Raw genomic sequence first — 21,507 nt, forward strand, 5'->3', positions numbered from 1 at the left:
TTTCATATAGTCAGGGGCCGGACAGTTTTACAAACTATCCGGCCCCTGACATTTTCATTTTGATAAGCAAATCTTATTCGTAAATCGGATATCTGCAGCAAATATCCGTCACTCTCCTTCGGATCTCATCCGCACTGTTTTCAAAATCAACAGCAGCCATTTTTATGAGCGCCGCAATCTCTTTCATCTCTTCTTCTTTCAGACCTCTCGTTGTTACTGCCGGCGTCCCTATCCGAATTCCGCTTGTCACATTTGGGCTTTGTGGGTCATTTGGCACCGCATTTTTGTTGACTGTAATATAAACCTCATCGAGACGGTTCTGCATCTCTTTTCCGGTTAACGCCATTCCTGAGAGATTTACAAGCATCAGATGATTGTCCGTCCCACCGCTTACCAGGGAGAACCCCTCTTCCAGAAGCGCTTCGGAAAGAGCTTTTGCATTTTTCAGGATCTGGGCCTGGTATTCTTTAAATTCCGGTTTCAATGCCTCTCCAAAGCAGACTGCTTTTGCCGCAATGATATGTTCCAGAGGACCGCCCTGTGTCCCAGGGAAAATTGCCTTATCTATCTTTTTTCCATATTCTTCTTTACAGAGAATCAATCCTCCCCTTGGCCCTCGAAGTGTCTTATGAGTCGTCGTCGACACGACATCCGCGTACGGCACCGGATTCTGATGCAGCCCTGCCGCCACAAGCCCTGCGATGTGTGCCATATCCACAAAGAGGAATGCACCTACTTCTTTCGCGATATCCGCAAACAGATCAAAACGGATCTTTCTTGGATATGCCGATGCACCTGCCACGATCATCTTCGGCTGGCACTCTTTTGCGATCTTTCGGATCTCATCATAATCAAGCACTCCCTGATCGTTTACACTGTACGGCACAAAGTGATACAGTTTTCCCGACTGATTTACCGGGGAACCATGAGTAAGGTGTCCGCCATGATCAAGATTGAGTCCCATGACCGTATCTCCCGGTTTCAAAAAAGCCTGATAGACAGCCATATTCGCCTGCGCTCCGGAATGAGGCTGTACACATGCGTGTTCTGCACCGAACAGCTCTTTTGCCCTCTCGATAGCGATCGTTTCAATCTGATCAACGTTTTCGCACCCGCCGTAATATCTCCTGTTAGGGTACCCTTCCGCATACTTGTTGGCGGGAACGGTAGCCATCGCAAGCATAACAGCCGGACTTATAATATTCTCTGAAGCGATCAGCTCCAGATTTCGTTTCTGCCGCGCCATCTCGAGTTCCAGCCCGTGTCCTACTTCGGGATCACAACGTTTTACATAGTCCATTACTTCCTGCACCAGATTCATCGCAATTCCTCCTTGTGTTTGATAGATTTTATCTTTTTAAGTTCAAACGAAAGCCGCCTTACCTCGTCGTACTTCCGAATCCCCCGTTTCTTACTCCGTCCGCCTCATCATCGATAGTAATTCCATACTCCACAAAGATTCCCTGCATAAAACCTTCGTGTGCATTCAGTTCCACAGTTTTGTCCTCATTGGAATCATTGGTAATCTTCGCAAAAATATGTCCTTCATTGTCAGAATAATAGTAATCACTGTCGATGATACCTACCGTGTTATTAAGCTGAAGGCGATATTTGAAACCAAGTCCACTCCTTGGATAGCATTTCAGAACCCAGTTTTCCTCCATCCAGACACGAACTCCTGTCGGTATTTTTACCGTTTCTCCCGGTTTTAATACAACCGGATATGGTGTATAAAAATCATAGCCTGCGGAGCCTTTTGTCGCCCTCTTCGGAAGCGGCAGACTGTCATACACTTCTTTCGCCTCGTCTTCTTTCAAAATTCCCTGCGTCCCTGCAAGAAACTGCTCCAAACTGACCTTTTCAAATTTCGCGATTCTTTTCATGTACATACTCCTTTTGTCGTTTCCTTTTGTCGTTTCATCTAAAATTATACGGCATTTTGCTTTTCTTGTAAATCTATCTCTTTTCTGGTATGCAGTTTTTTCACGTACTACACCTTTCCAAAACTGCAGAAAGACCCGTGCCGGACAAGTCTATTCTTTGTCTGACACCGGGTCTTCCGGTTAATTTCCACATTCAATACTGATTTCATTGAAAAGATCCAGGATGCTGTCTACCGTGATCTCTTCCTTTTCTTTTCCTGCTTTGTCAAGGATGCATTTTCCCTGGTGCATCATAAGCATCCTGTTTCCATATTCTACGGCATATCGAAGATTGTGGGTAACCATGATGGTTGTAAGATTCTTTTCCTTTACAATCTGATCGGTCAGTTCCATGATGATCTCCGCTGTCTTCGGATCCAGCGCTGCTGTATGCTCATCCAGAATCAGGAAGTCAATAGGCGTCATCGTGGACATCAGAAGCGCCATCGCCTGCCTTTGTCCGCCGGAAAGAGATCCTACTTTGACATCCATTTTATCTTCCAGCCCAAGATTGAGGCTCTTGAGCTGCTCCCGATAGAATTCTTTTCTTCCCTTGTTGATCCCGCGCGACAGTCCGTAAGTTTTTCCCTTATTATCCGCCAGCGACATGTTTTCCAAAATTGTCATAGAAGGGCACGTTCCCAATGCCGGGTTCTGGTAAACTCTTCCAATACGGCGGTTTCTTTTATATTCTTTCATCCGGGAGATATCCTCCCCATCCATCAGGATCTGGCCGGCCTCGATAGGAATGCTCCCACAGAGAATATTCAGCATGGATGTTTTTCCAGATCCATTGCTGCCTACGACGGAGACGAAATCCCCTCTGTTGACTGTAAGGTTGAAATCGTCAAAAAGGCACATCTCGTTGATCGTACCTGGGTTGTAATATTTACTGATTCCTTTTAATTCAAGCATTTTTCTTTACCTTCTTTTTCCTTTCCATCCCGATGATGAGAATGATCAAAAACAGCACGGCTGTGATAAGTTTCATATCCTGCGGTTCACAGAATTTCAAAGCTGCTGCAACGCAAGCCTTATAGATGACAGATCCGATCAAAACAGCCGTAGTAGCTTTTAAAAACGTCAGGTTTCGGAACAGACTCGTTCCGATGATCACGCTTGCAAGCCCGATCACGATGGCGCCGGTTCCGCTGGAAATCTCAAACACTCTCTGTTCCTGGCAGAAAATGCATCCAGCAAGAGCCACAAGCCCGTTTGCAATGGCAAGTCCGAGAATCTTCACATTTCCCTGATCTTTCGCCAGGGATGTCACGAGATTTTCGTTATCTCCTACTGCCCGGAGAAGGAATCCCGATTTTGTCTTCATGTACAAATCCAGAAGGATCTTGCTGATCACTGCGATGACAAAGACGATGATCAAAACTTTATACTGAGCAAAATTTCCGGAGAAGATACCGTCCATTGTCTCATTGTCAAAAATACTTTTTTCTCCGAAGATTGGTACATTGGCCGTTCCCGCAAGGCGAAGATTGATCGTCCAGAGTGCCGTCATCATGATAATTCCGGAAAGAAGATCTCTTACTTTACATTTTACGTGGATCAGTCCTGTACAAACTCCTGCAAGCGCTCCCACAAGAAAGGAGACAGGGATCGTAAGATATGGATTTACCCCTTTGACAATCATTGTGGCCGTAACTGCAGCTCCAAGCGGAAAACTTCCGTCTACTGTCAGATCCGGAAAATCCAGAATCTTGTATGTGATATACACTCCAAGGGCCAGGATCCCATAGATCAGTCCCTGCTCTAAAATCGATATCCAAATGCTCATCTCTATTTTAATTTCCTTTCTACTTTGAAATCTCAGCAAACACTTCCACTGCTTCTCCCTTTAATGCTTCATCTACCGCAACGCCAAGGTTTTCCGCTGCTTTCGTGTTGATGTATAATCCCGGCTCAGAAATCGTCTCATATTTCATCTCAGACGCCTTTTTCTCTCCTTTTAATACCTGTGCCGCCATCTTTCCTGTCTGCTTTCCAAGCTCGATATAGTCAAGTCCCTCTGCAGCTATGCAGCCAAGTTTGACCTGTTCAATCTCACTTCCGAATACCGGGATCTTTTTCTCGTTTGCTTTATTTAAAATCGTTGCCAAAGAGTTGACAACCGTATTATCTGTCAGATTTGTAAGACAGTCTACTTCTCCCAGCAGTTCATCCGTGGCAAGAGAGATATCAGCCGTCTGAGAAATACCCTTTGTGACAATCTCAAGATTGTAATCCCCCGCCAGTTCTTCGTATGTCTCGATAGCTGATATGGAATTCACCTCGCTTGTCGTATAGAGAATACCAACCTTTTTCGCATCCGGAAGCATCCTGCGTATCAATTCCAACTGTTCCTTGATCGGAAGTTCATCACTCGTCCCCGTCACTTCGCCTACCGGCGTCCCATCGTCTTTCGCGAGTTTGGCAAGCTTTGGATCTGTTACTGCCGTGTAGATGACAGGAATACCTGCATTCATGGCGGAATTGTATGCTGCCTGTGCAGCCGGTGTCGCTATGCCGCAGATGAGATCTGCTTTGTTTGAGACAAAGGAATCTGTGATCTGTTTTGCCGTACTTTGATCAGCTGCCGCATTTTTGTATTCTATTTTCAGATTCTTTCCTTCTTCAAGTCCTTCTTCTTTCAACCCTTGGATAAAGCCTTCCCGGCAATTGTCCAGGGAACCATGTTCTGCAAACTGGGAAATTCCTATCGTATACTGCTCCTCCCCGGATGTTCCTCCCTCTTCTTTGCTGCCGCATCCTGCTGTCATTCCGATAACCATCATTGTGCTCAATAAAACTGCCGCAATTTTTCTTTTCATTTTCTTTCTCTCCTTTTCTGATTTTTACCTCGCTCTCCGCACGAAAACGGAGAACTCTCTGATTTGAGTTTCCTCTTTCGGATATCATATGCCAGATACCCTGCTGCCAGTCAAAGAAAGGAAGTGGTTTTATTTCTCATGCAATATTTCCCATGAAATATAAAAACCGCCTCAAGCTTATTTCTGCTTGAGACGGTAATAAATCTCTTTATTATCGCGGTACCACTCAACTTGACATCAAGTCCACTTTCTCATGTACTAACATACACTCCTGATTGATAACGGGTTCGGTTCCCGACACACCATACTTGCCTTACGGCTTTCAGGCAGCCCTCAAAAGTCCATTCGGCTATCCGCTCCATACGGCAATCCCACCATCTGCCGCTCTCTGTGATCTTGCATGACAACTTACTCATCTTTCTCAACGGTTTATGCTATGAAATATAAAATTCATGCTTATACATTACCATGTTAAAGTGTTTGTGTCAAGCAATTTTTCGAGAAAATTTTCTCAGACTTTTTTATTCTGATGTTTCCTGACAAGAACATTTCTCCAGAATCTCTCTGGCAATATTGAAAATTTCTTTCCCGTCTGTCACGATTTCCACATCAGCTGCTTTTTCATACCATGGTCTGCGCCTTTCCAATAATTCTTCTATATAAGAAACCGACTTATTCTTTTCCAGGATTGGTCTGTCATGACTGTCACGAACCCGCTCAAAGATTGTCTTCGGGGAAGCAGACAAAAGGACGATTGTCCCGCTTTTTGTCATCTCCTCTACATTTTCCTGGCGAAGCGGCACTCCTCCCCCACAGGATACGATCACATCTTCTTCTTTCTGCATCTCTCTAAGAAAATCCGTCTCCAGATTCCGGAAATATTCCTCTCCGTCAGTATCAAAAATTTCAGGGATTTTTCTTTTTTCACGCTTCTCGATTTCCTTATCCATGTCAAGAAGCTTCCTCCCCGTCATGCGGCAAAGCTCTTCCGATATCGTCGTCTTTCCGGTACCCATAAATCCGATCAAAAATATATTTCTCACTTTTTGTCTCCTTGTCTGTTTTTGTCTGATTTTTTCACATTGACTTTAACACACTGAACCGGTATAATTTTACCATAAATCATTCTATATAGAAAGAGGTTCCTAATTTATGTCTATAAAAATCAACGGTCACACAAAACTTCTTGGTTTTTTCGCCGACCCTGCATCACATTCCAAATCCCCTGCCATGTATAACACTGCATTCGAAAAACTGGGGATCAATTGTGTCTATCTGGCATTTTGCATCAACCAGGATACGCTGAAAGATGCCATCGGCTCTATGCGAACACTTGGTATGAGAGGGGCAAATCTCTCCATGCCTAATAAAACCTCCGTTTTCCCATATCTCGATCATATTTCCAAAGAGGCTGATCTCTGCGGCGCTGTCAACACGATCGTCAACAATGACGGAATCCTAACAGGATATAATACCGATGGCACAGGTGCCATGATGGCCCTCCAGGCAAATAGCTGCCCGGTCCGCGGCAAAAATCTTGTCGTCCTTGGCGCAGGAGGCGCCGGCACAGCCCTCATCGCTCAGGCCGCTCTGGACGGCGCAAAAGAGATTTCTGTTTTTGTGCGGGAAAAAAGCATACAAAAGCATACAGCATTCATCGAAAAAATCCGAACAGCGACCGGCTGCGCCGTTCATCTTCTCAGCCTGGAAGATACGGCGTTGCTCCGTTCTGTTCTTTCTGATGCGAATATTCTGATCAATGCCACCAATGTAGGCATGGCTCCTCACACAGATGCGTCTCCGATTCCGGGCATCTCCTTCCTACATCCGGGTCTTTTTGTGATGGACATCATTTACTCTCCGGCCAGAACACGTCTTCTCGAAATGGCAGACGCAGCCGGCTGTCCGAACACCAACGGGCTGGCCATGCTCCTCTACCAGGGTGCTGCTGCTTTCCGGCTTTATACGGGGGAGGATCTTCCGCTGGAAGATGTAAAGAAAGCTTGGGAAATGTAACATATTTTCTTTTGGTTGACGGTTTTTAACGACGCCGCTATAATAGATTTATATGTTTCGAAATGAGGGAATCAAATGAAAGAATCAGAACAAAACAAAGAAAAGACAGCAAAGGATGAGACTTCCCATATCATTCCCCGTTTTGGGAAAAAAGGGCCTTCCAAGCTGCGCCAATCTTTCAGCAGAGGCATGACATATTTTCTTGTGGTGGCGGCATGTATTGTTCTTTATTTTGCATTTTTGAGGGCAGATATCCTTGCCGACAGTGTCCGTACTGTCATCGGTATTCTAAAGCCCATCATCTATGGATTTGCCATCGCTTATCTGCTGAATCCAATTGTAAAAACAGTCGACAAGTATCTTTTTCCTATACTTGGGAAAAAACTGAAAAAGCAAAAGACGGCGGAAAAGCTTTCCCGCATGACCGGCATTCTTTTGGCCTTGGTTTTTCTCTTTGCAATCATATTAGCTCTGTGCAACATGCTGATACCGGAATTGGCAAGAAGTATCGAAAATCTTATTACAACACTTCCTGCCCAGATGAATGCGGGGATGGACAAACTCACAGAATTGCAGTCTGACAAATCAACAACCGGTATGATCATCAAGAATCTGCTGAACCATGCCACAGAGAGCTTTCAGAACTGGATACAGACAGATCTCCTGCGTCAGATCAATGTCATTATGACTAATCTTACCACTGGAGCCATCAACATTTTAAATGAAGTTTTCCAGTTTTTGATCGGATGCATCGTATCTGTGTACGTACTCCTTAGCAAGGAGCTCTTTGCTGCACAGGCGAAGAAAATCATCTACGCAGTCATGACAACCGACCATGCAAACATGACGCTTCACATTACGAGAAAGAGCAATGAAATCTTCGGCGGTTTCATTATCGGAAAGATCATCGACTCTGCCATCATCGGCGTCCTGTGTTTCCTTGGAATTACATTGCTTGACATGCCGTATGTCGTACTTGTAAGCGTGATCGTCGGTGTGACGAATGTCATCCCATTCTTTGGGCCGTATATCGGAGCCATACCGTGTATCATCCTGATCGGTCTTACCGATCCGTTAAAGGGACTTTATTTTGCCATCTTCATTTTGCTTCTCCAGCAGCTGGACGGAAATGTCATCGGTCCAAAGATTCTCGGGGATTCCACCGGTCTTTCTGCTTTTTGGGTCGTATTTTCTATCCTTCTTGGAGGCGGATTGTTCGGTTTCGTAGGAATGATCGCCGGGGTACCGACATTTGCTGTGCTCTACTATATTTTCAAGATGATCATCGAAAATAAACTGGAGAAAAAGAAACTCCCTTGTCAGACGGCAGAATACGGAGATGTCGACCACATGAAGGAAGACGGATCCTTTGTCTACATAAAAGAAGAAAATAAGAAAAAAGGAGAGGACTAGCCATGCCGATTCGTGTACAGAATGAGCTGCCTGCAAAAGAAATACTGGAGCAGGAAAATATATTTGTAATGGATGAACACCGCGCCACCCATCAGGACATCCGTCCTTTAAAGATCGGCCTTTTGAACCTGATGCCGCTCAAAGAAGATACGGAATTACAGCTTCTGCGCTCTTTTTCCAACACACCGCTCCAGGTAGATGTGACATTTGTCATGGTGTCCAACCATGAATCAAAAAACACGTCCGCCAACCATCTCAACAAATTTTATGTAAAATTTCAGGATATCAAAAACCAAAAATTCGACGGTTTCATCATTACCGGTGCTCCTATCGAGCATCTCCGCTTTGAGGAAGTCGACTACTGGGATGAAATGAAAGAGATCATGGACTGGACAAAGACAAATGTAACCTCCACGATCCACCTGTGCTGGGGAGCACAAGCTGCCTATTACTATCATTTCGGGATTGATAAATATCCGCTTGACAAAAAGCTTTTCGGTGTCTTTAAGCATCGTGTCCTGAATCGCAAGATCCCTCTTGTACGCGGATTTGACGACGTATTCTACGCGCCTCATTCCCGCCACACTCAAATCGATCCGGAGAAAATCCGGGCCATAAGCGATCTTGTAATCCTGGCCGAATCCGATGAAGCAGGCATCTTCCTTTCCATGACAAAAGACGGCCGACAGATCTTCGTCATGGGACATCCGGAATATGACCGTATGACACTGGATCAGGAATACAAAAGAGATAAAGCAAAAGGTCTTCCGATCGATATCCCAGTCAATTACTACCCGGATGACAACCCGGAAAATAAACCACTCCTTACATGGAGATCTAATGCCAATAATCTTTACACAAACTGGCTCAATTATTACGTTTATCAGGTAACTCCGTACGATATGGTCGGGACACCGTTTTAAATGTACCACGCAAAAACCTCCAAACTGACAGACAGTCTGGAGGTTTTTTGGTTCAGTCATATTCTGACAGGGATTCAATTGTTCTTTTATCTGCACTTGAATGTTGCACACTCTGTGCCTTCACATGTGCAGGCTCCGCCGCCCTCTACGCTGATCTTTCCTGCCATGCATTTGCATGACTCGTTATAGCAGCATTCCTGCGCTTTACAGTCGATCATGCTGACAGGGGAAGCTTCCATTGTGGCGTTGCTGTACGTGCCGCTCTTTCTCTCTTCAAAGCTGTCACAACATGTATCGGACGCCTGTTTTGCCTGTTCTCCTCCGACATGGATCGCATCCAGGTTACAGTAATAGTTCTGATTGTGCATACAGTTCTGCACGGTACATTTCAATTCTGGCATGTTTTCTACCTCCTTAGTTTTATTCAGAGTGTAGTATGCCCGAATATTTTGCCGTCTATTCTTCGGATTTTACTTCACGTTTTGTTTTTTCAAAAATTTCTTTTTTGATATCGCCGATAAATTCATCGAGTGTTCTTTGTCCTTCATCTCCGGCAAACCGGCTTCTGACTGACACAAGACCCTCTTCCTGTTCTTTTGCGCCTACCACAAGCATATACGGAATTTTCTGCATCTGAGCTTCCCTGATCTTGTATCCGATCTTTTCAGCTCTCGTGTCGATCTCCACGCGAATTCCGGCATTTTTCAATGCTTCAAACACACTCTGTGCATAATCCAGATATTTGTCGGAGATTGGAAGCACTTTTACCTGCACCGGAGCAAGCCATGTAGGGAATGCCCCTGCAAAATGTTCGATGAGAATACCAAGGAATCGTTCGATAGATCCGAATACAACCCGGTGAATCATGATCGGACGATGTTTTTCTCCGTCTGCTCCTGTATATTCCAGCTGGAAACGCAGCGGAAGCTGGAAATCAAGCTGGATTGTTCCACACTGCCAAGTACGTCCAATGGAATCTTCCAGATGGAAATCAATCTTTGGCCCGTAGAATGCCCCATCCCCTTCGTTTACCACGTACGGAAGTCCGAGGGAGTCAAGTGCCTCTCTCAGGGCATCTGTTGCCATGTTCCAATCCTCATCGCTTCCCATGCTGTCTTCCGGGCGTGTGGACAGTTCCACATGGTATTTAAATCCAAACAGTGTGTAGACTTCATCGATCAGTTCTGCCACACCGCGGATCTCATCTTTGATCTGCTCTGGAGTCATGAAGATATGGGCATCGTCCTGCGTGAAGCAGCGGACACGCATAAGTCCATGCATCTGTCCGGATTTTTCATGACGGTGTACGATCCCAAGTTCTCCCATACGGAGCGGAAGATCACGGTAAGAACGCGGTTCTGATTCGTATACGAGGATACCGCCCGGACAGTTCATTGGTTTTACTGCAAAATCCTGCTCATCGATAACCGTTGTATACATATTTTCTTTGTAATGTCCCCAGTGTCCACTTGTCTCCCACAGATGTCTGCTCAGCATGATCGGAGTGGAAATCTCAACGTACCCGTGTTTTGTATGAATGTCTCTCCAGTATTCCAGAAGTGCGTTTTTCAGCGCCATTCCTTTCGGAAGGAAGAATGGGAATCCAGGTCCTTCCTCTCTCATCATAAAGAGGCCAAGTTCCTTTCCAAGCTTTCTGTGATCGCGCTTTTTAGCCTCTTCCAGTCTTTCCAGATATTCGTCCAGATCTGCCTTCTTTGTGAAGGAAGTTCCGTAGATTCTTGTAAGCATCTTGTTTTTCTCGTCGCCTCTCCAGTACGCTCCCGCAAGGCTTGTGAGCTTGAACGCCTTGACCGGTTTTGTGCTCATCAGGTGCGGTCCTGCGCAAAGGTCCGTGAATTCTCCCTGTCTGTAGAAGCTGATCACGGCATCCTCCGGAAGATCCTCGATAAGCTCCACTTTATACGGTTCTTCCTTTTCCTTCATCAAGGCGATAGCTTCCTCTCTCGGAAGAGTAAATGACTCGATAGGAAGTGCTTCTTTTACGATCTTTTTCATTTCTTTTTCGATTTTTTCCAGATCATCTGTTGTAAACGGAGTCTCTCTGTCCACGTCATAATAGAACCCATCCGCGATAGCCGGTCCGATCGCCAGTTTTGTATCCGGATACAGTCTCTTTACCGCCTGTGCAAGGATGTGGGAAGAAGTATGACGGAATGTATCCCGTCCTCCTTCGTCGTTAAATGTAAGGATGTTCAGCTCACAGTCTTCTGACAGGACTGTCCTTAAATCTACGACTTCTCCATTTACTTCCCCCGCCATGGCAACTCTGGCGAGCCCTTCGCTGATATCCGCCGCAATATCAATTACGGACTTACTTTCGTTATATTCCTTTACGGAACCATCTTTCAATGTAATCTTCATCTCATATCTCCTTTTCTTATTTTTTCATATTCTCTATTTCAGCATGACGCGTTCCCGGTCCGGATGTTCCCCCGACCATCCCGTCGGCGGCATCGTGTCCAGACGGCACATGTCTTCCATACTGATTTCAAAACCGAAAACATCTTTATTGTTCTTCATCCTTTCCTCGGACGATGCCTTCGGGATCGGTATGACTCCTTTCTGGAGAGCATATCGAAGGCAGATCTGTGCTGGAGAAACCTGATATTTCGTAGAGAGTTCCTCGATGAGCCTATCGTCCATGACACGCGCTCTCCCAAGAGGGCTCCACGCCTGCACCCAAATCCCTTTTTCCTTGCAGTACCTTACCGCTGCTTCCTGGGTATATCCCGGATGAAACTCCAGCTGATCTACCGCCGGAACAATCCTGCACGTTTTCAAAAGGCTTTCGATATGGTGCGGAAGAAAATTGCTAAGTCCGATTGCCCTTATCTTCCCTTCCTCACACAATTCTTCCATCGCTTTCCACGTCTCCCGATCCAGCTCCTCCCAGTCATCGTAGTCTGGAGTCGGCTTCGGCCAATGGATCAGATATAGATCCAAGTAGTCTGTCCCGAGATTTTTCAGTGTCCTCGTGAAAGCCTTTTTTGTATTTTCGTATCCCATTTCATCTTTCCAGACTTTGGACACGATGAAAAATTCTTTCCTCGGTATACCACTTTCCCGGATCGCCTCCCCGACATACTTCTCCGTCCCATAAAAAGAGGCCGTATCCAGATACCGGTACCCACAGCGGATCGCCTTTCTGATCACTTCCGACGTATCTCCTTTTACCGCTTTGTATGTGCCAAATCCTATAGCCGGAATTTGGACTCCGTTGTTCAAAGTGATAAGTTCCTTGATCTGTTCCATATCCCTCTCCTTTCAAAATAGAGTTTTTTTGCCATAAAAAATCCCCTGCAGCTTTCACACTGCAAGGGACGAGTATTTCAACCCGCGGTTCCACCCCGCTTATGTGCCTTTACATGGCACACATCTCATTTGAATGATAACGGTTTCAAGCCGGGCGGTTTTGCCGCCGCTCAGAGGTAGTTTTCAGATGGTTCCGTGATAAAGGGCTTCCAGCCTTAGACCCTTCTCTCTGTATCCTTTCCGCATCCTACTCGTCTCTTCAACGCATTTGCCTTTTACTATGGTTCTCATTATAATCACTGCTATTTTATTTGTCAATGCTCATTTTGCCTGCTTTCCATATCCTCCGAACCGGAAATACGAGAACAGCCAATATCTCTCGGAGCAGATAATTGAGAAAAAGCACCGGCTCTGACTTTGCCGTGACCGGGTAAAGATTCTCATAGCCCACATATTTTCCGAGCATGACTGCCCGATACATGTGAAAACTGTTCGTCACGACTCCTGTCCTCTTCTTTTTACTGTCTGGAACTTCTTCAATGGAATACTTCATATTTTCCTCTGTGGATGTGGATTTTCCTTCCCGGACGATACGGCTTTTTAGAATACCGGCCTCTTCCAGATAGGACGCCATCGCCTCCGCCTCTGAGATATCTTCTCCTTTTCCTTTGCCTCCGGACACGATCGCCTTTGTGTCTGGATTTTCCTGCAGATACCGGAAGGCTTTCTCAAGTCTCAGGCGGAGGGAAATGGTAATCCTCCTGCCATCTACCTTTGCACCCAGCACGATCAGGTAATCAAGCCTCTTTTCTTCCGGCTTTCTCAAAAGAAACACCATCCGAATGAAAATAAAGAAAACAGCGGCGCAGAACACCGTCCCTGCAGCCGCTGAAATGATCTTTATCGTTTCCGGTATCTGACTCCGGCATACTTCTGCAAAAATCAGAACTATCCCTGAAAAAAGCCATACCCGGGAAAATGTGGCATTCCACCTTCTCACATACACACATATGACCGCATAGTAAAGAAGGAACAGAACTCCTGCTGTCTGCAGCATTAGTTTTTGCCGCAGCAGTGTTTATATTTCTTTCCGCTTCCGCACGGACACGGATCGTTTCTTCCGATTTTCTTTCCTTCTCTCACAAATGTGTGCATTTTCTTTGCTTCTTTGTAAAGAGCCTTCTGCTGCTCTTCGGAAAGAAGGATATTCCACTGCGGAAGTCCGTACAGCCAGTCTGCCTTCGCATCTACCATATTTTTGTACAGTTTTTCTTTATCGTAAATCAATGTGACTTCTGTGTTCTCATCCATCGTCTCGATCGGGTTTTCCTGTACGAGGCTTTCATTGATACCATCCAGAAAGCCAACCATTGTCATAAGCTCCACGCCGTACTTTTCAGCCAGCTCTTTTACTGTACCTTTCACTTTCTCATCCGGATTGGAAAGCAGTTTTTCATAAATCCCTTTCTCGATCTGGAAATAAGCTCCCCAGAATTTTTCCAGTTGATCTTTTGTCATTTCTCTGGAATAGGCTGTCTCTCTCCATTGTTCTAATAACGTACTCATTTCACGAATTCTCCTTTGCCTTTATATTCCTCGATAAGGAATATTATATAACACGCATGTCCGGATTGCAAGCAAAACCCTCCGCCAAGCCTTGCTTTTCCACTTGTTTTTCTATATAATAAAAACAGTTTCAAAGCTTACGGAGGGTCTATTCATGAAAAAAACAAAGCGCATTCTCGCATGGATCGGGATCATCCTTCTGATCGCCATGTACGGCAGTACTCTTCTCTTTGCCCTGATCGATCATTCCAAAACTCAGGGATTTTTGAAGGCATCTATCGCCTGTACGATCTTCGTGCCGGTCCTTCTCTACGCATATACGATGTTCTACCGGTTTTCACACCATGATTCCGGAGAAGATGAAGATGATGAAAATAAGTTTTAACTCATCCAAAGCAGGGGAACCATCCTGCTTTCTTTTGTCGTCTCTCTCTCTTCTTTTTCTTCTCTTCTGATCCGTTCTCGTTTACTCAAGTATTCTTCTATCGTCAGCACTTCGATCGTGTCTGTCCATCTGTTCTGCTGCATGATCCTGCCTCCTTTTCTTTTCGGTATCTTCATTATATGCTCCTGCTCCTGGAATTATGACATTTCCATCATAACCTTCTTCTGTGTCTATTGTATGGAAAAATTCGAAACCATTTTTGTTTTTATTTCATCACTTTATCTCTTGACAGTGCGAAAGTTTTATTTTAAACTAGAAACTGATTTTCTAAAGGAGGACTAAATGATATGAAGCAATTGATAATACCAGACGGCTATGCATCTCCCCTTTCCATCCGCGAGACTGAGGTTGCCATAAAAGAAGTGAAAGACCATTTTGAGCGTTCCCTTGCCAAAAATCTGCATCTGACCCGTGTCTCCGCCCCTCTTTTCGTGAAACCGGAATCCGGATTGAACGACAACTTAAATGGTGTGGAGCGTCCTGTCTCTTTCGGGATCCGAGAACAGGATGATGCCAATGTAGAGATCGTACACTCTCTTGCCAAATGGAAACGGTATGCTTTAAAACGCTATGGCTTTCATTCAGGCGAAGGGCTCTACACAGACATGAGCGCCATCCGGCGGGATGAAGACACCGACAATCTGCACTCTATCTATGTGGATCAGTGGGATTGGGAAAAAGTAATCTCCAGGGAAGAGCGAAACGATGAGACACTGGAGTACACCGTGCGAAAAGTTTACGCCGCTTTAAAAGAGACTGAACATTTCATGGCAAGAAGATACAATTACATAGATGAGATTCTTCCGGATGAGATTACTTTTATCACTTCCCAGGAACTGGAAGATATGTATCCGGATTCTGACCCAAAAGAACGGGAATATTTGTTTGCCAAAAAGAAAAAGGCAATTTTTATCAAACAGATCGGAAAAACTCTCACCTCCGGCAAAAAGCATGACGGACGTGCCCCGGACTACGATGACTGGGATCTGAACGGGGATATCATCGTGTACTATCCGGTTCTGGATATCGCACTGGAACTCTCTTCGATGGGAATCCGCGTGGATGAAGAGTCTCTTGCGCGTCAGCTTACTTTGGCAGGATGCGAAGACCGGGCTCATCTCGATTTTCAGAAATCTCTTTTGAACGGTGAGCTCCCATACACTGTCGGCGGCGGAATTGGACAGTCCCGCATCTGTATGTTTTATTTGAGAAAAGCTCATATCGGCGAAGTACAGTCCTCTATCTGGCCAGATGATATTTCAAAAGCAGCTGTCGAAAGCGGTATTCATCTTTTGTAAAAAACGGTACTGTCTTTCCTTGAAAACAAAAACTCCCGCCCCTCAAGCAAAGGGTGGGAGTTTTTATTGTTCTCTTTTGCTTTTCTATCTGTAAATGATATCGTCTCTTCCTGGTCCATTGGACACAAGTGTGATCGGATACCCGATCTTTTCTTCCACAAATTCAATGTATTTGCGGCAGTTTTCCGGAAGATCCTCGTATTTTTTAATTCCCCGGATATCACATTTCCATCCCGGAAGCTTTTCGATGACTGGTTTTGCTTTTTCCAGCAAGTAAGTCGGCGGAAATTCTGTTGTAATCTCTCCATCGATATCGTAAGCGACACAGACTGGAATTTCTTCCAGATATCCCAGAACATCCAAAACAGTAAACGCCACATCTGTCGTTCCCTGCATCCGGCATCCGTATTTTGAAGCCACTACGTCAAACCATCCCATTCTTCTCGGCCTTCCCGTCGTAGCTCCGAATTCTCCGCCGTCTCCTCCGCGGCGTCTCAGCTCATCCGCTTCTTCCCCGAAAATCTCACTTACAAAAGCACCTGCTCCTACTGCACTGGAATATGCCTTGCACACAGTCACTACCTTTTTGATTTCGTACGGCGGAATTCCTGCTCCAATTGCTCCATACGCAGCAAGGGTAGAAGAAGATGTAACCATCGGGTAAATTCCGTGATCTGGATCTTTCAGTGTTCCAAGCTGGCCTTCCAGCAGGATTTCCTTTCCTTCTTTCAGAGCTTCGTGAAGGAATAAGGATACATCGCACACGTACGGCTCGATCATTTTCTTATATCCCATCAGCTCTTCAAACAATTCATCCGGATTGATCAGCGGTTTATGATATAAATGTTCCAGAAGGACATTTTTCTGTTCTGCCACACGAACAACTTTTTCTTTTAATAAGTCTTCATCAAACAGTTCGCTTACCTGAAATCCGATCTTTGCATATTTATCTGAATAAAATGGTGCGATCCCGGACTTAGTAGAACCAAAAGATTTCTTTCCAAGTCTTTCTTCCTCGTACTGGTCGAACAGTTTGTGATAAGACATTACCATCTGTGCTCGATTAGATACTTTGATCTTCGGCATCGGCACATCTCTGTCCACGATGGACTGAATTTCTCCTATCAGAACCGGGATGTCAAGAGCTACGCCGTTTCCGATAACACTGGTTGTATGATCATAGAACACGCCGGATGGTAGTGTATGAAGTGCAAACTTTCCATAGTCGTTGATGATTGTATGTCCCGCATTTGCTCCTCCCTGGAAACGAACAATGATATCCGCTTTTTCCGCGAGCATATCCGTGATCTTACCTTTCCCCTCGTCTCCCCAGTTGGCACCTACTACTGCTTTTACCATAACATATCCTCCTGTATGTGAATTCGTTTTTCAACCACCTATGCATTATACTATATTTTTTCGTAAATGTACATTTGATTTTTCATTTTTTGCCGAAAGATTTCGAAAAACATGGGGTTTTTCGCGTTCTGACTGCCTTTCCTTTTCATCCGCCTACATAAGCGGGGCGAAAAGCCGCAGTATCTGTCCTTCTATCTTGGTCTTCAGGCTCCGTTCCCGCACTTCTTTCAATGTCACGCGCTGACATTTCTGTAAAGTCTCCTGGAAATCCTTCTCGATATCTGCCACCACTTTATTGTTGTAGATGAAAACCCCATTCTCAAAGTGCAGGTAAAGGCTCCTGAAATCCAGATTGATCGTTCCCACTGTGGCAGTATCGTCGTCAGACACAAATATCTTGGCATGAACAAACCCAGGCGTGTACTCATAAATCTCCACTCCTGCCTCTATAAGCTCTTTGTAATACGTCTTTGCCACGGCAAATGCGTACGGCTTATCTGGAATATGGGGCATGATAATAATAACCTCTATCCCACTCTTTGCCACTCTCGTAAGAGTTGTGAGCATCTCATTATCAAGAATGAGATACGGTGTCATGATGTGTACATAGTCCTTAGCATGATTCAGGATATGAAAATACACTTCTTCTCCGACATTTTCGTTGTCATACGGGCAGTCCCCATATGGAAGTACATATCCAAGAGACTCGTCAAATATCTTCTTGGCCGGCCGCACATAGCGATCATAGTTTTCACTTTTTCTCTCATCCACATTCCACATATTGAGAAACATAACAGTAAGACTCCGGACCGCGTCGCCCGACAACATGATCGCCGTATCCTTCCAGTGTCCGAACCGTTCTTTTCGATTAATATACTCATCTCCAAGGTTTATCCCCCCTGTAAATCCGACCTTTCCGTCGATCACACAAATCTTTCTGTGATCCCGATTATTCTGTATGGTGGACAGGATCGGGCGGATCGGGTTAAACATCTTACACTGAATTCCTCTGCTTCGGAGATATTTCGGATAATCATACGGCAGCATGCTGATACTGCACATGCCGTCATACATAAATCTTACTTCAACCCCCTCGGATACCTTGTCTTCAAGTATGCGCCTTACTTCGTCCCACATATAGCTTTCTTCCACGATGAAGTACTCCATAAAAATGAAATGCTCTGCCTTTTTCAGTTCTCTGATCAGCGCCTTAAATTTATCTTCGCCCAAAGGGTAGAACTCCATATCTGTATTGCCGTATGTCGGAAATCCCAAGTGTTTTCCAAGATAATAAGACAAATTTTTATTTGCCAGTTTGCTCTCCTTCATAGCTGAGATGATCCCCATATCCTGCTGCATGTACGGGCTGCTTTCTTCCCGCAGAACACGCAGCCGCTTTCCGATATATCTTGTACCAAGCTGGGTTTTTACATAAATATAAAAGATCGACCCAAAGAGCGGCAGTGCCATGATGCACAAAATCCATGTCATCTTGAATGCTGGATTTTCTTCCGAATTGATAATATAGATCACGACAAAAAATCCGATGATCATAAATACTCCATACAGATACGTCCATTTATCTGCAAGGGCATAAATTCCAAGAAACATTGCCGCAAACTGCACAAGAACAAACAGTAAAAGAATCGCAGTACGGCCATAAATAACGCTAAAAAGTTTCTTCTGTACTTTTTCTTTTTTACTACTCTGCAATTTTTCCAATCCTTTTTTTCTATTCTGAACATGGTACATTCTATCATATTTCGGAATGGTCCTCAACTCCATTCCTCTGAAAACTTTACACATGTTGTCAGATAACTATTAATAAAAAATAAATTTGCTAAACTCCCTTTTCTTTCTTCCCCAAAAGTATTACAATAATTGTATATGAATCAACAGAAAGGAGTACCCTTGACTATGAGTAAATGGAAAAAAGGTATCGTAGGTCTCGCAGCGATCGGTGCTGCTGCCGCAGGAATTCTTTATATGAAGAATAAGAAAGAAAATGAGGATCTGGAAGATGAATTTGCAGACGATTTTGAAGATCTGGATTTTGATCTGGACGATGATCTCGGCGATACTTCCGGGCGTGAATATGTCCCTCTGAACAATGCTTCCCACTCCGAATCGGCAAAAGGCGAAGCGGCTGAAAAAAAGCCTGAAGAGAAAACGGAAGAAACAGAAAAGAAAACTGCCGCATCTGACGAAGAATAGAACGAAAAGAAAAAATGCTGTCCTGTTGAGAGGACAGCTTTTCTTACATCAGGAGGTGTTTTGAAATTGAACTTTTCTGACCTTACTTTAGTGCCAAGCAGCCATTTAAAACCCCTTGATATGATATCCGGTTTCCAGGTACGTCCCGGATTCTTTCTCTATCCGGGCACAACGGTCATTCCAGGCGGTGTAAATTTTACGATCCAGTCCAGGGGAGCCAGTTCGTGTGAACTCCTCTTATTCCATCGCGAAGCAGAAGAACCGTTTGCAGTTCTCCCCTTTCCTGACCATTACCGTATCGGTTTTGTCTACTCCATGATCGTATTTGGCCTGGATATCGAAGAGTTTGAGTACGCCTATCGCCTGGATGGTCCTTATGAGCCAAAGAAGGGACTTCTGTTTGATAAAAGGCAGATTCTACTTGATCCATATGCCAAGGCTGTTACCGGGCAAAGCCGATGGGGATGCAAAAACGACATCTCTCATGGCTACCGGGCGCGCGTCGTGCGCAACAATTTTGACTGGGGAGCAGAAAAACACACTCCGCTTCTCATGTCCGATACGATCATCTATGAACTTCATGTTCGCGGATTTACAAAAGACACTTCTTCTGGTGTAGATCATCCCGGCACCTTCCGGGGCGTTATGGAAAAAATCCCCTATCTCAAAGAACTTGGGATCAACACAGTAGAACTAATGCCGGTATTCGAGTTTGATGAGATGAGGGACTGCCGGCTCATCGATGAGAATCAGCTTTTGGATTACTGGGGATACAATCCGGTCAGCTTTTTTGCGCCTAATACAAGCTACGCCTCCTCTTCCGAATATAATCAGGAAGGCTGGGAATTAAAACAACTGATCAAGGCACTCCATGAGGCCGGTATGGATGTGATCTTTGATGTCGTTTTCAATCACACAGCTGAAGGAAATGAAGAGGGACCATATATTTCATTCCGAGGATTTGATAACAACATATACTATCTCCTTACCCCAGACGGACAATATTACAATTTCAGCGGCTGCGGAAATTCTCTGAACTGCAACCATCCAGTGGTGCAGAACCTCATTCTTGACTGCCTTCGCTATTGGGTTACAGATTATCATGTGGATGGATTCCGTTTTGACCTTGCCTCCATCCTTGGGAGAAACGAGGACGGTTCCCCTATGAGCCAGCCGCCTCTTTTGCAATCTCTTGCCTTTGACTCTATCCTAGGCAAAGTCAAGCTCATCGCGGAGGCATGGGATGCCGGAGGTTTGTACCAGGTAGGTTCCTTCCCTTCATGGCGGCGCTGGGCGGAATGGAACGGCAAATACCGGGATGACATGCGCCGGTTCCTGAAGGGCGACTATGGCGTCATCGGTTCCGCCGCACTGAGAATTGTCGGTTCCCCGGATCTCTATCATCCAAAAGAGCGCGGAAGCAATGCCTCAGTCAATTTTCTTACATGTCACGACGGTTTTTCTCTGAATGACCTGTATTCATATAATACGAAGCATAATGAAGCCAATGGGTGGGGAAACACCGACGGAACAGATTCCAACGACAGTTGGAACTGTGGTTTTGAGGGAGAGACAGATGATCCGGATGTCTGCCGTCTGAGGATGCGGATGATGATGAACGCTTTCGCGGTTCTTTTATGCAGCCGCGGGACACCGATGTTTCTCTCTGGAGATGAATTTGCCGATACAAGATTTGGGAACAATAATCCCTATTGCCAGGATAATCTGATTTCATGGCTAAATTGGGATCTTCTGGAAAAAAATCGGAACCTCTTTTCGTTTGTCAAATACATGATTGCTTTCCGAAAAAAGCACACTGTCATTTGCCGGGACCTTGAAAAAAGCCGATTCGGTTTCCCTTCTGTCAGTTTTCATGGAACAGTGCCCTGGCATCCCGATCTGGCATACGATTCTCATGTTTTAGGTGTCATGTTCTCCGGTCAAAATGAAACTTCTGGTTATGAAGATACTGTCTATCTGGCGGTCAATACGTACTGGGAAGCCGTCTATCTGACACTTCCGCCTCTTCCAGATGGCTTTGAATGGCGCATCGCCGTCAATACAGGAGATCCACTCCGACAGACCTTCCCGGAACCTGATATGCCGAAAACGAAAGGTTCTGTTTTGCTTGGAGAGCGTTCCGTCATCGTATTTGTCGCATACCGGAACGATATTTTTTCATAAAAAAGGCCGCGTAAACGCAATGTCATTAAGTTAATTTAAAAATTAAAAAAAGCAGAATGCAAGTAGGTAAAA

At 45.0% G+C, this 21,507-nt stretch carries 22 protein-coding genes; 7 read left to right on the forward strand and 15 right to left on the reverse strand.

All coding sequences use genetic code 11. From position 1 onward, the window contains the following. Positions 1-73 precede the first annotated feature (73 nt). The 7 genes from glyA to ACLROL_RS02805 form a co-directional block, all read right to left on the reverse strand. Complete coding sequence (glyA, locus tag ACLROL_RS02775; protein ID WP_287448233.1) at positions 74-1,315, reverse strand: serine hydroxymethyltransferase; 1,242 nt, start codon at positions 1,313-1,315, stop codon at positions 74-76. 64 nt (positions 1,316-1,379) lie between these two features. Next, the gene (locus tag ACLROL_RS02780; protein ID WP_204244031.1) at positions 1,380-1,883 is read right to left on the reverse strand and encodes a deoxyuridine 5'-triphosphate nucleotidohydrolase; all 504 of its coding nucleotides are present in this window, start codon (positions 1,881-1,883) and stop codon (positions 1,380-1,382) included. 180 nt (positions 1,884-2,063) lie between these two features. Then, the gene (locus tag ACLROL_RS02785; protein ID WP_087199495.1) at positions 2,064-2,837 is read right to left on the reverse strand and encodes an ABC transporter ATP-binding protein; all 774 of its coding nucleotides are present in this window, start codon (positions 2,835-2,837) and stop codon (positions 2,064-2,066) included. Then, positions 2,830-3,711, reverse strand: coding sequence for an ABC transporter permease (locus tag ACLROL_RS02790; protein WP_087199494.1), 882 nt, complete (start codon positions 3,709-3,711; stop codon positions 2,830-2,832). The genes ACLROL_RS02785 and ACLROL_RS02790 overlap by 8 nt, the downstream gene beginning before the upstream one ends. A gap of 19 nt (positions 3,712-3,730) precedes the next feature. Further along, the gene (locus ACLROL_RS02795) at positions 3,731-4,744 is read right to left on the reverse strand and encodes an ABC transporter substrate-binding protein (protein WP_221919137.1); all 1,014 of its coding nucleotides are present in this window, start codon (positions 4,742-4,744) and stop codon (positions 3,731-3,733) included. 251 nt (positions 4,745-4,995) lie between these two features. Further along, on the reverse strand, positions 4,996-5,160 hold the full coding sequence (locus tag ACLROL_RS02800; protein ID WP_413067286.1) for a hypothetical protein: 165 nt from the start codon (positions 5,158-5,160) through the stop codon (positions 4,996-4,998). Between the two features lie 105 nt (positions 5,161-5,265). Then, positions 5,266-5,787 carry a shikimate kinase gene (locus tag ACLROL_RS02805; protein ID WP_413067287.1) on the reverse strand — a complete coding sequence of 174 codons (522 nt, stop codon included), beginning with the start codon at positions 5,785-5,787 and terminating at the stop codon, positions 5,266-5,268. Between the two features lie 109 nt (positions 5,788-5,896). On the opposite strand from ACLROL_RS02805, the gene aroE reads away from it, so the two are divergent. From aroE to metA, 3 genes are all read left to right on the forward strand, one after another. Further along, positions 5,897-6,760, forward strand: a complete 864-nt coding sequence (gene aroE / locus ACLROL_RS02810) for a shikimate dehydrogenase (RefSeq protein ID WP_413067288.1) — start codon at positions 5,897-5,899, stop codon at positions 6,758-6,760. Between the two features lie 75 nt (positions 6,761-6,835). Continuing rightward, positions 6,836-8,173, forward strand: a complete 1,338-nt coding sequence (locus ACLROL_RS02815) for an AI-2E family transporter (RefSeq protein ID WP_221919139.1) — start codon at positions 6,836-6,838, stop codon at positions 8,171-8,173. Positions 8,174-8,175: 2 nt separating this feature from the next. Continuing rightward, positions 8,176-9,096, forward strand: a complete 921-nt coding sequence (gene metA, locus ACLROL_RS02820; RefSeq protein ID WP_087199485.1) for a homoserine O-acetyltransferase MetA — start codon at positions 8,176-8,178, stop codon at positions 9,094-9,096. A gap of 86 nt (positions 9,097-9,182) precedes the next feature. On the opposite strand, the gene ACLROL_RS02825 is transcribed toward metA, so the two are convergent. From ACLROL_RS02825 to ACLROL_RS02845, 5 genes are all read right to left on the reverse strand, one after another. Then, positions 9,183-9,497: a DUF1540 domain-containing protein gene (locus tag ACLROL_RS02825; protein WP_087213192.1), complete on the reverse strand. Its 315-nt coding sequence runs from the start codon at positions 9,495-9,497 to the stop codon at positions 9,183-9,185. Positions 9,498-9,552: 55 nt separating this feature from the next. Further along, on the reverse strand, positions 9,553-11,478 hold the full coding sequence (gene thrS / locus ACLROL_RS02830; protein WP_221919140.1) for a threonine--tRNA ligase: 1,926 nt from the start codon (positions 11,476-11,478) through the stop codon (positions 9,553-9,555). Between the two features lie 33 nt (positions 11,479-11,511). Then, positions 11,512-12,369: an aldo/keto reductase gene (locus ACLROL_RS02835; RefSeq protein WP_413067289.1), complete on the reverse strand. Its 858-nt coding sequence runs from the start codon at positions 12,367-12,369 to the stop codon at positions 11,512-11,514. A gap of 307 nt (positions 12,370-12,676) precedes the next feature. Then, positions 12,677-13,426, reverse strand: a complete 750-nt coding sequence (locus ACLROL_RS02840) for a YdcF family protein (RefSeq protein ID WP_246599049.1) — start codon at positions 13,424-13,426, stop codon at positions 12,677-12,679. Continuing rightward, a complete protein-coding gene (locus tag ACLROL_RS02845; RefSeq protein WP_087199476.1) occupies positions 13,426-13,935 on the reverse strand; it encodes an SEC-C metal-binding domain-containing protein in 510 nt (169 codons plus the stop codon). Before ACLROL_RS02845 ends, ACLROL_RS02840 begins: the two co-directional genes overlap by 1 nt. 154 nt (positions 13,936-14,089) lie before the next feature. Between ACLROL_RS02845 and ACLROL_RS02850 the strand changes: the two genes are divergently transcribed. After that, the gene (locus ACLROL_RS02850) at positions 14,090-14,320 is read left to right on the forward strand and encodes a hypothetical protein (protein WP_087213197.1); all 231 of its coding nucleotides are present in this window, start codon (positions 14,090-14,092) and stop codon (positions 14,318-14,320) included. Here ACLROL_RS02850 and ACLROL_RS02855 read toward each other — a convergent pair. Continuing rightward, positions 14,317-14,463, reverse strand: a complete 147-nt coding sequence (locus ACLROL_RS02855) for a hypothetical protein (RefSeq protein ID WP_158095374.1) — start codon at positions 14,461-14,463, stop codon at positions 14,317-14,319. The two genes, ACLROL_RS02850 and ACLROL_RS02855, sit on opposite strands and share 4 nt — an antisense overlap. Before the next feature lie 204 nt (positions 14,464-14,667). Between ACLROL_RS02855 and asnA the strand changes: the two genes are divergently transcribed. Continuing rightward, positions 14,668-15,678, forward strand: coding sequence for an aspartate--ammonia ligase (asnA, locus tag ACLROL_RS02860; protein ID WP_413067290.1), 1,011 nt, complete (start codon positions 14,668-14,670; stop codon positions 15,676-15,678). Positions 15,679-15,762: 84 nt separating this feature from the next. Here asnA and ACLROL_RS02865 read toward each other — a convergent pair whose 3' ends face one another. Then, a complete protein-coding gene (locus tag ACLROL_RS02865; RefSeq protein ID WP_221919143.1) occupies positions 15,763-17,037 on the reverse strand; it encodes an adenylosuccinate synthase in 1,275 nt (424 codons plus the stop codon). A gap of 153 nt (positions 17,038-17,190) precedes the next feature. Next, entirely contained in the window at positions 17,191-18,789 is a 1,599-nt protein-coding gene (gene cls / locus ACLROL_RS02870) for a cardiolipin synthase (protein WP_413067293.1), read from the reverse strand. A gap of 165 nt (positions 18,790-18,954) precedes the next feature. On the opposite strand from cls, the gene ACLROL_RS02875 reads away from it, so the two are divergent. Together ACLROL_RS02875 and ACLROL_RS02880 are read left to right on the forward strand one after the other, a co-directional pair. Further along, positions 18,955-19,251, forward strand: coding sequence for a hypothetical protein (locus ACLROL_RS02875; protein WP_287448189.1), 297 nt, complete (start codon positions 18,955-18,957; stop codon positions 19,249-19,251). A 120-nt stretch (positions 19,252-19,371) separates the two neighbouring features. Next, complete coding sequence (locus ACLROL_RS02880) at positions 19,372-21,435, forward strand: glycogen debranching protein (protein ID WP_221919304.1); 2,064 nt, start codon at positions 19,372-19,374, stop codon at positions 21,433-21,435. Positions 21,436-21,507 lie beyond the last annotated feature (72 nt).

The sequence above is a fragment of the Sellimonas sp. genome (genome assembly GCF_047234585.1).
Classification (GTDB): Bacteria; Bacillota; Clostridia; order Lachnospirales; family Lachnospiraceae; genus Sellimonas; species Sellimonas caecigallum.

Excerpts from the sequence above, each read along its gene's own strand:
- cls (WP_413067293.1), bottom strand. The coding sequence starts at position 18,789 with ATGTACCATGTTCAGAATAGAAAAAAAGGATTGGAAAAATTGCAGAGT.
- ACLROL_RS02790 (WP_087199494.1), bottom strand. The coding sequence starts at position 3,711 with ATGAGCATTTGGATATCGATTTTAGAGCAGGGACTGATCTATGGGATC.
- ACLROL_RS02780 (WP_204244031.1), bottom strand. The coding sequence starts at position 1,883 with ATGAAAAGAATCGCGAAATTTGAAAAGGTCAGTTTGGAGCAGTTTCTT.
- ACLROL_RS02855 (WP_158095374.1), bottom strand. The coding sequence starts at position 14,463 with ATGCAGCAGAACAGATGGACAGACACGATCGAAGTGCTGACGATAGAA.
- ACLROL_RS02825 (WP_087213192.1), bottom strand. The coding sequence starts at position 9,497 with ATGCCAGAATTGAAATGTACCGTGCAGAACTGTATGCACAATCAGAAC.
- ACLROL_RS02875 (WP_287448189.1), top strand. The coding sequence starts at position 18,955 with ATGAGTAAATGGAAAAAAGGTATCGTAGGTCTCGCAGCGATCGGTGCT.
- thrS (WP_221919140.1), bottom strand. The coding sequence starts at position 11,478 with ATGAAGATTACATTGAAAGATGGTTCCGTAAAGGAATATAACGAAAGT.
- ACLROL_RS02795 (WP_221919137.1), bottom strand. The coding sequence starts at position 4,744 with ATGAAAAGAAAAATTGCGGCAGTTTTATTGAGCACAATGATGGTTATC.
- asnA (WP_413067290.1), top strand. The coding sequence starts at position 14,668 with ATGAAGCAATTGATAATACCAGACGGCTATGCATCTCCCCTTTCCATC.
- ACLROL_RS02815 (WP_221919139.1), top strand. The coding sequence starts at position 6,836 with ATGAAAGAATCAGAACAAAACAAAGAAAAGACAGCAAAGGATGAGACT.
- ACLROL_RS02880 (WP_221919304.1), top strand. The coding sequence starts at position 19,372 with ATGATATCCGGTTTCCAGGTACGTCCCGGATTCTTTCTCTATCCGGGC.
- ACLROL_RS02850 (WP_087213197.1), top strand. The coding sequence starts at position 14,090 with ATGAAAAAAACAAAGCGCATTCTCGCATGGATCGGGATCATCCTTCTG.
- ACLROL_RS02865 (WP_221919143.1), bottom strand. The coding sequence starts at position 17,037 with ATGGTAAAAGCAGTAGTAGGTGCCAACTGGGGAGACGAGGGGAAAGGT.
- metA (WP_087199485.1), top strand. The coding sequence starts at position 8,176 with ATGCCGATTCGTGTACAGAATGAGCTGCCTGCAAAAGAAATACTGGAG.
- ACLROL_RS02845 (WP_087199476.1), bottom strand. The coding sequence starts at position 13,935 with ATGAGTACGTTATTAGAACAATGGAGAGAGACAGCCTATTCCAGAGAA.
- ACLROL_RS02800 (WP_413067286.1), bottom strand. The coding sequence starts at position 5,160 with ATGAGTAAGTTGTCATGCAAGATCACAGAGAGCGGCAGATGGTGGGAT.
- ACLROL_RS02840 (WP_246599049.1), bottom strand. The coding sequence starts at position 13,426 with ATGCTGCAGACAGCAGGAGTTCTGTTCCTTCTTTACTATGCGGTCATA.
- ACLROL_RS02835 (WP_413067289.1), bottom strand. The coding sequence starts at position 12,369 with ATGGAACAGATCAAGGAACTTATCACTTTGAACAACGGAGTCCAAATT.
- ACLROL_RS02785 (WP_087199495.1), bottom strand. The coding sequence starts at position 2,837 with ATGCTTGAATTAAAAGGAATCAGTAAATATTACAACCCAGGTACGATC.
- aroE (WP_413067288.1), top strand. The coding sequence starts at position 5,897 with ATGTCTATAAAAATCAACGGTCACACAAAACTTCTTGGTTTTTTCGCC.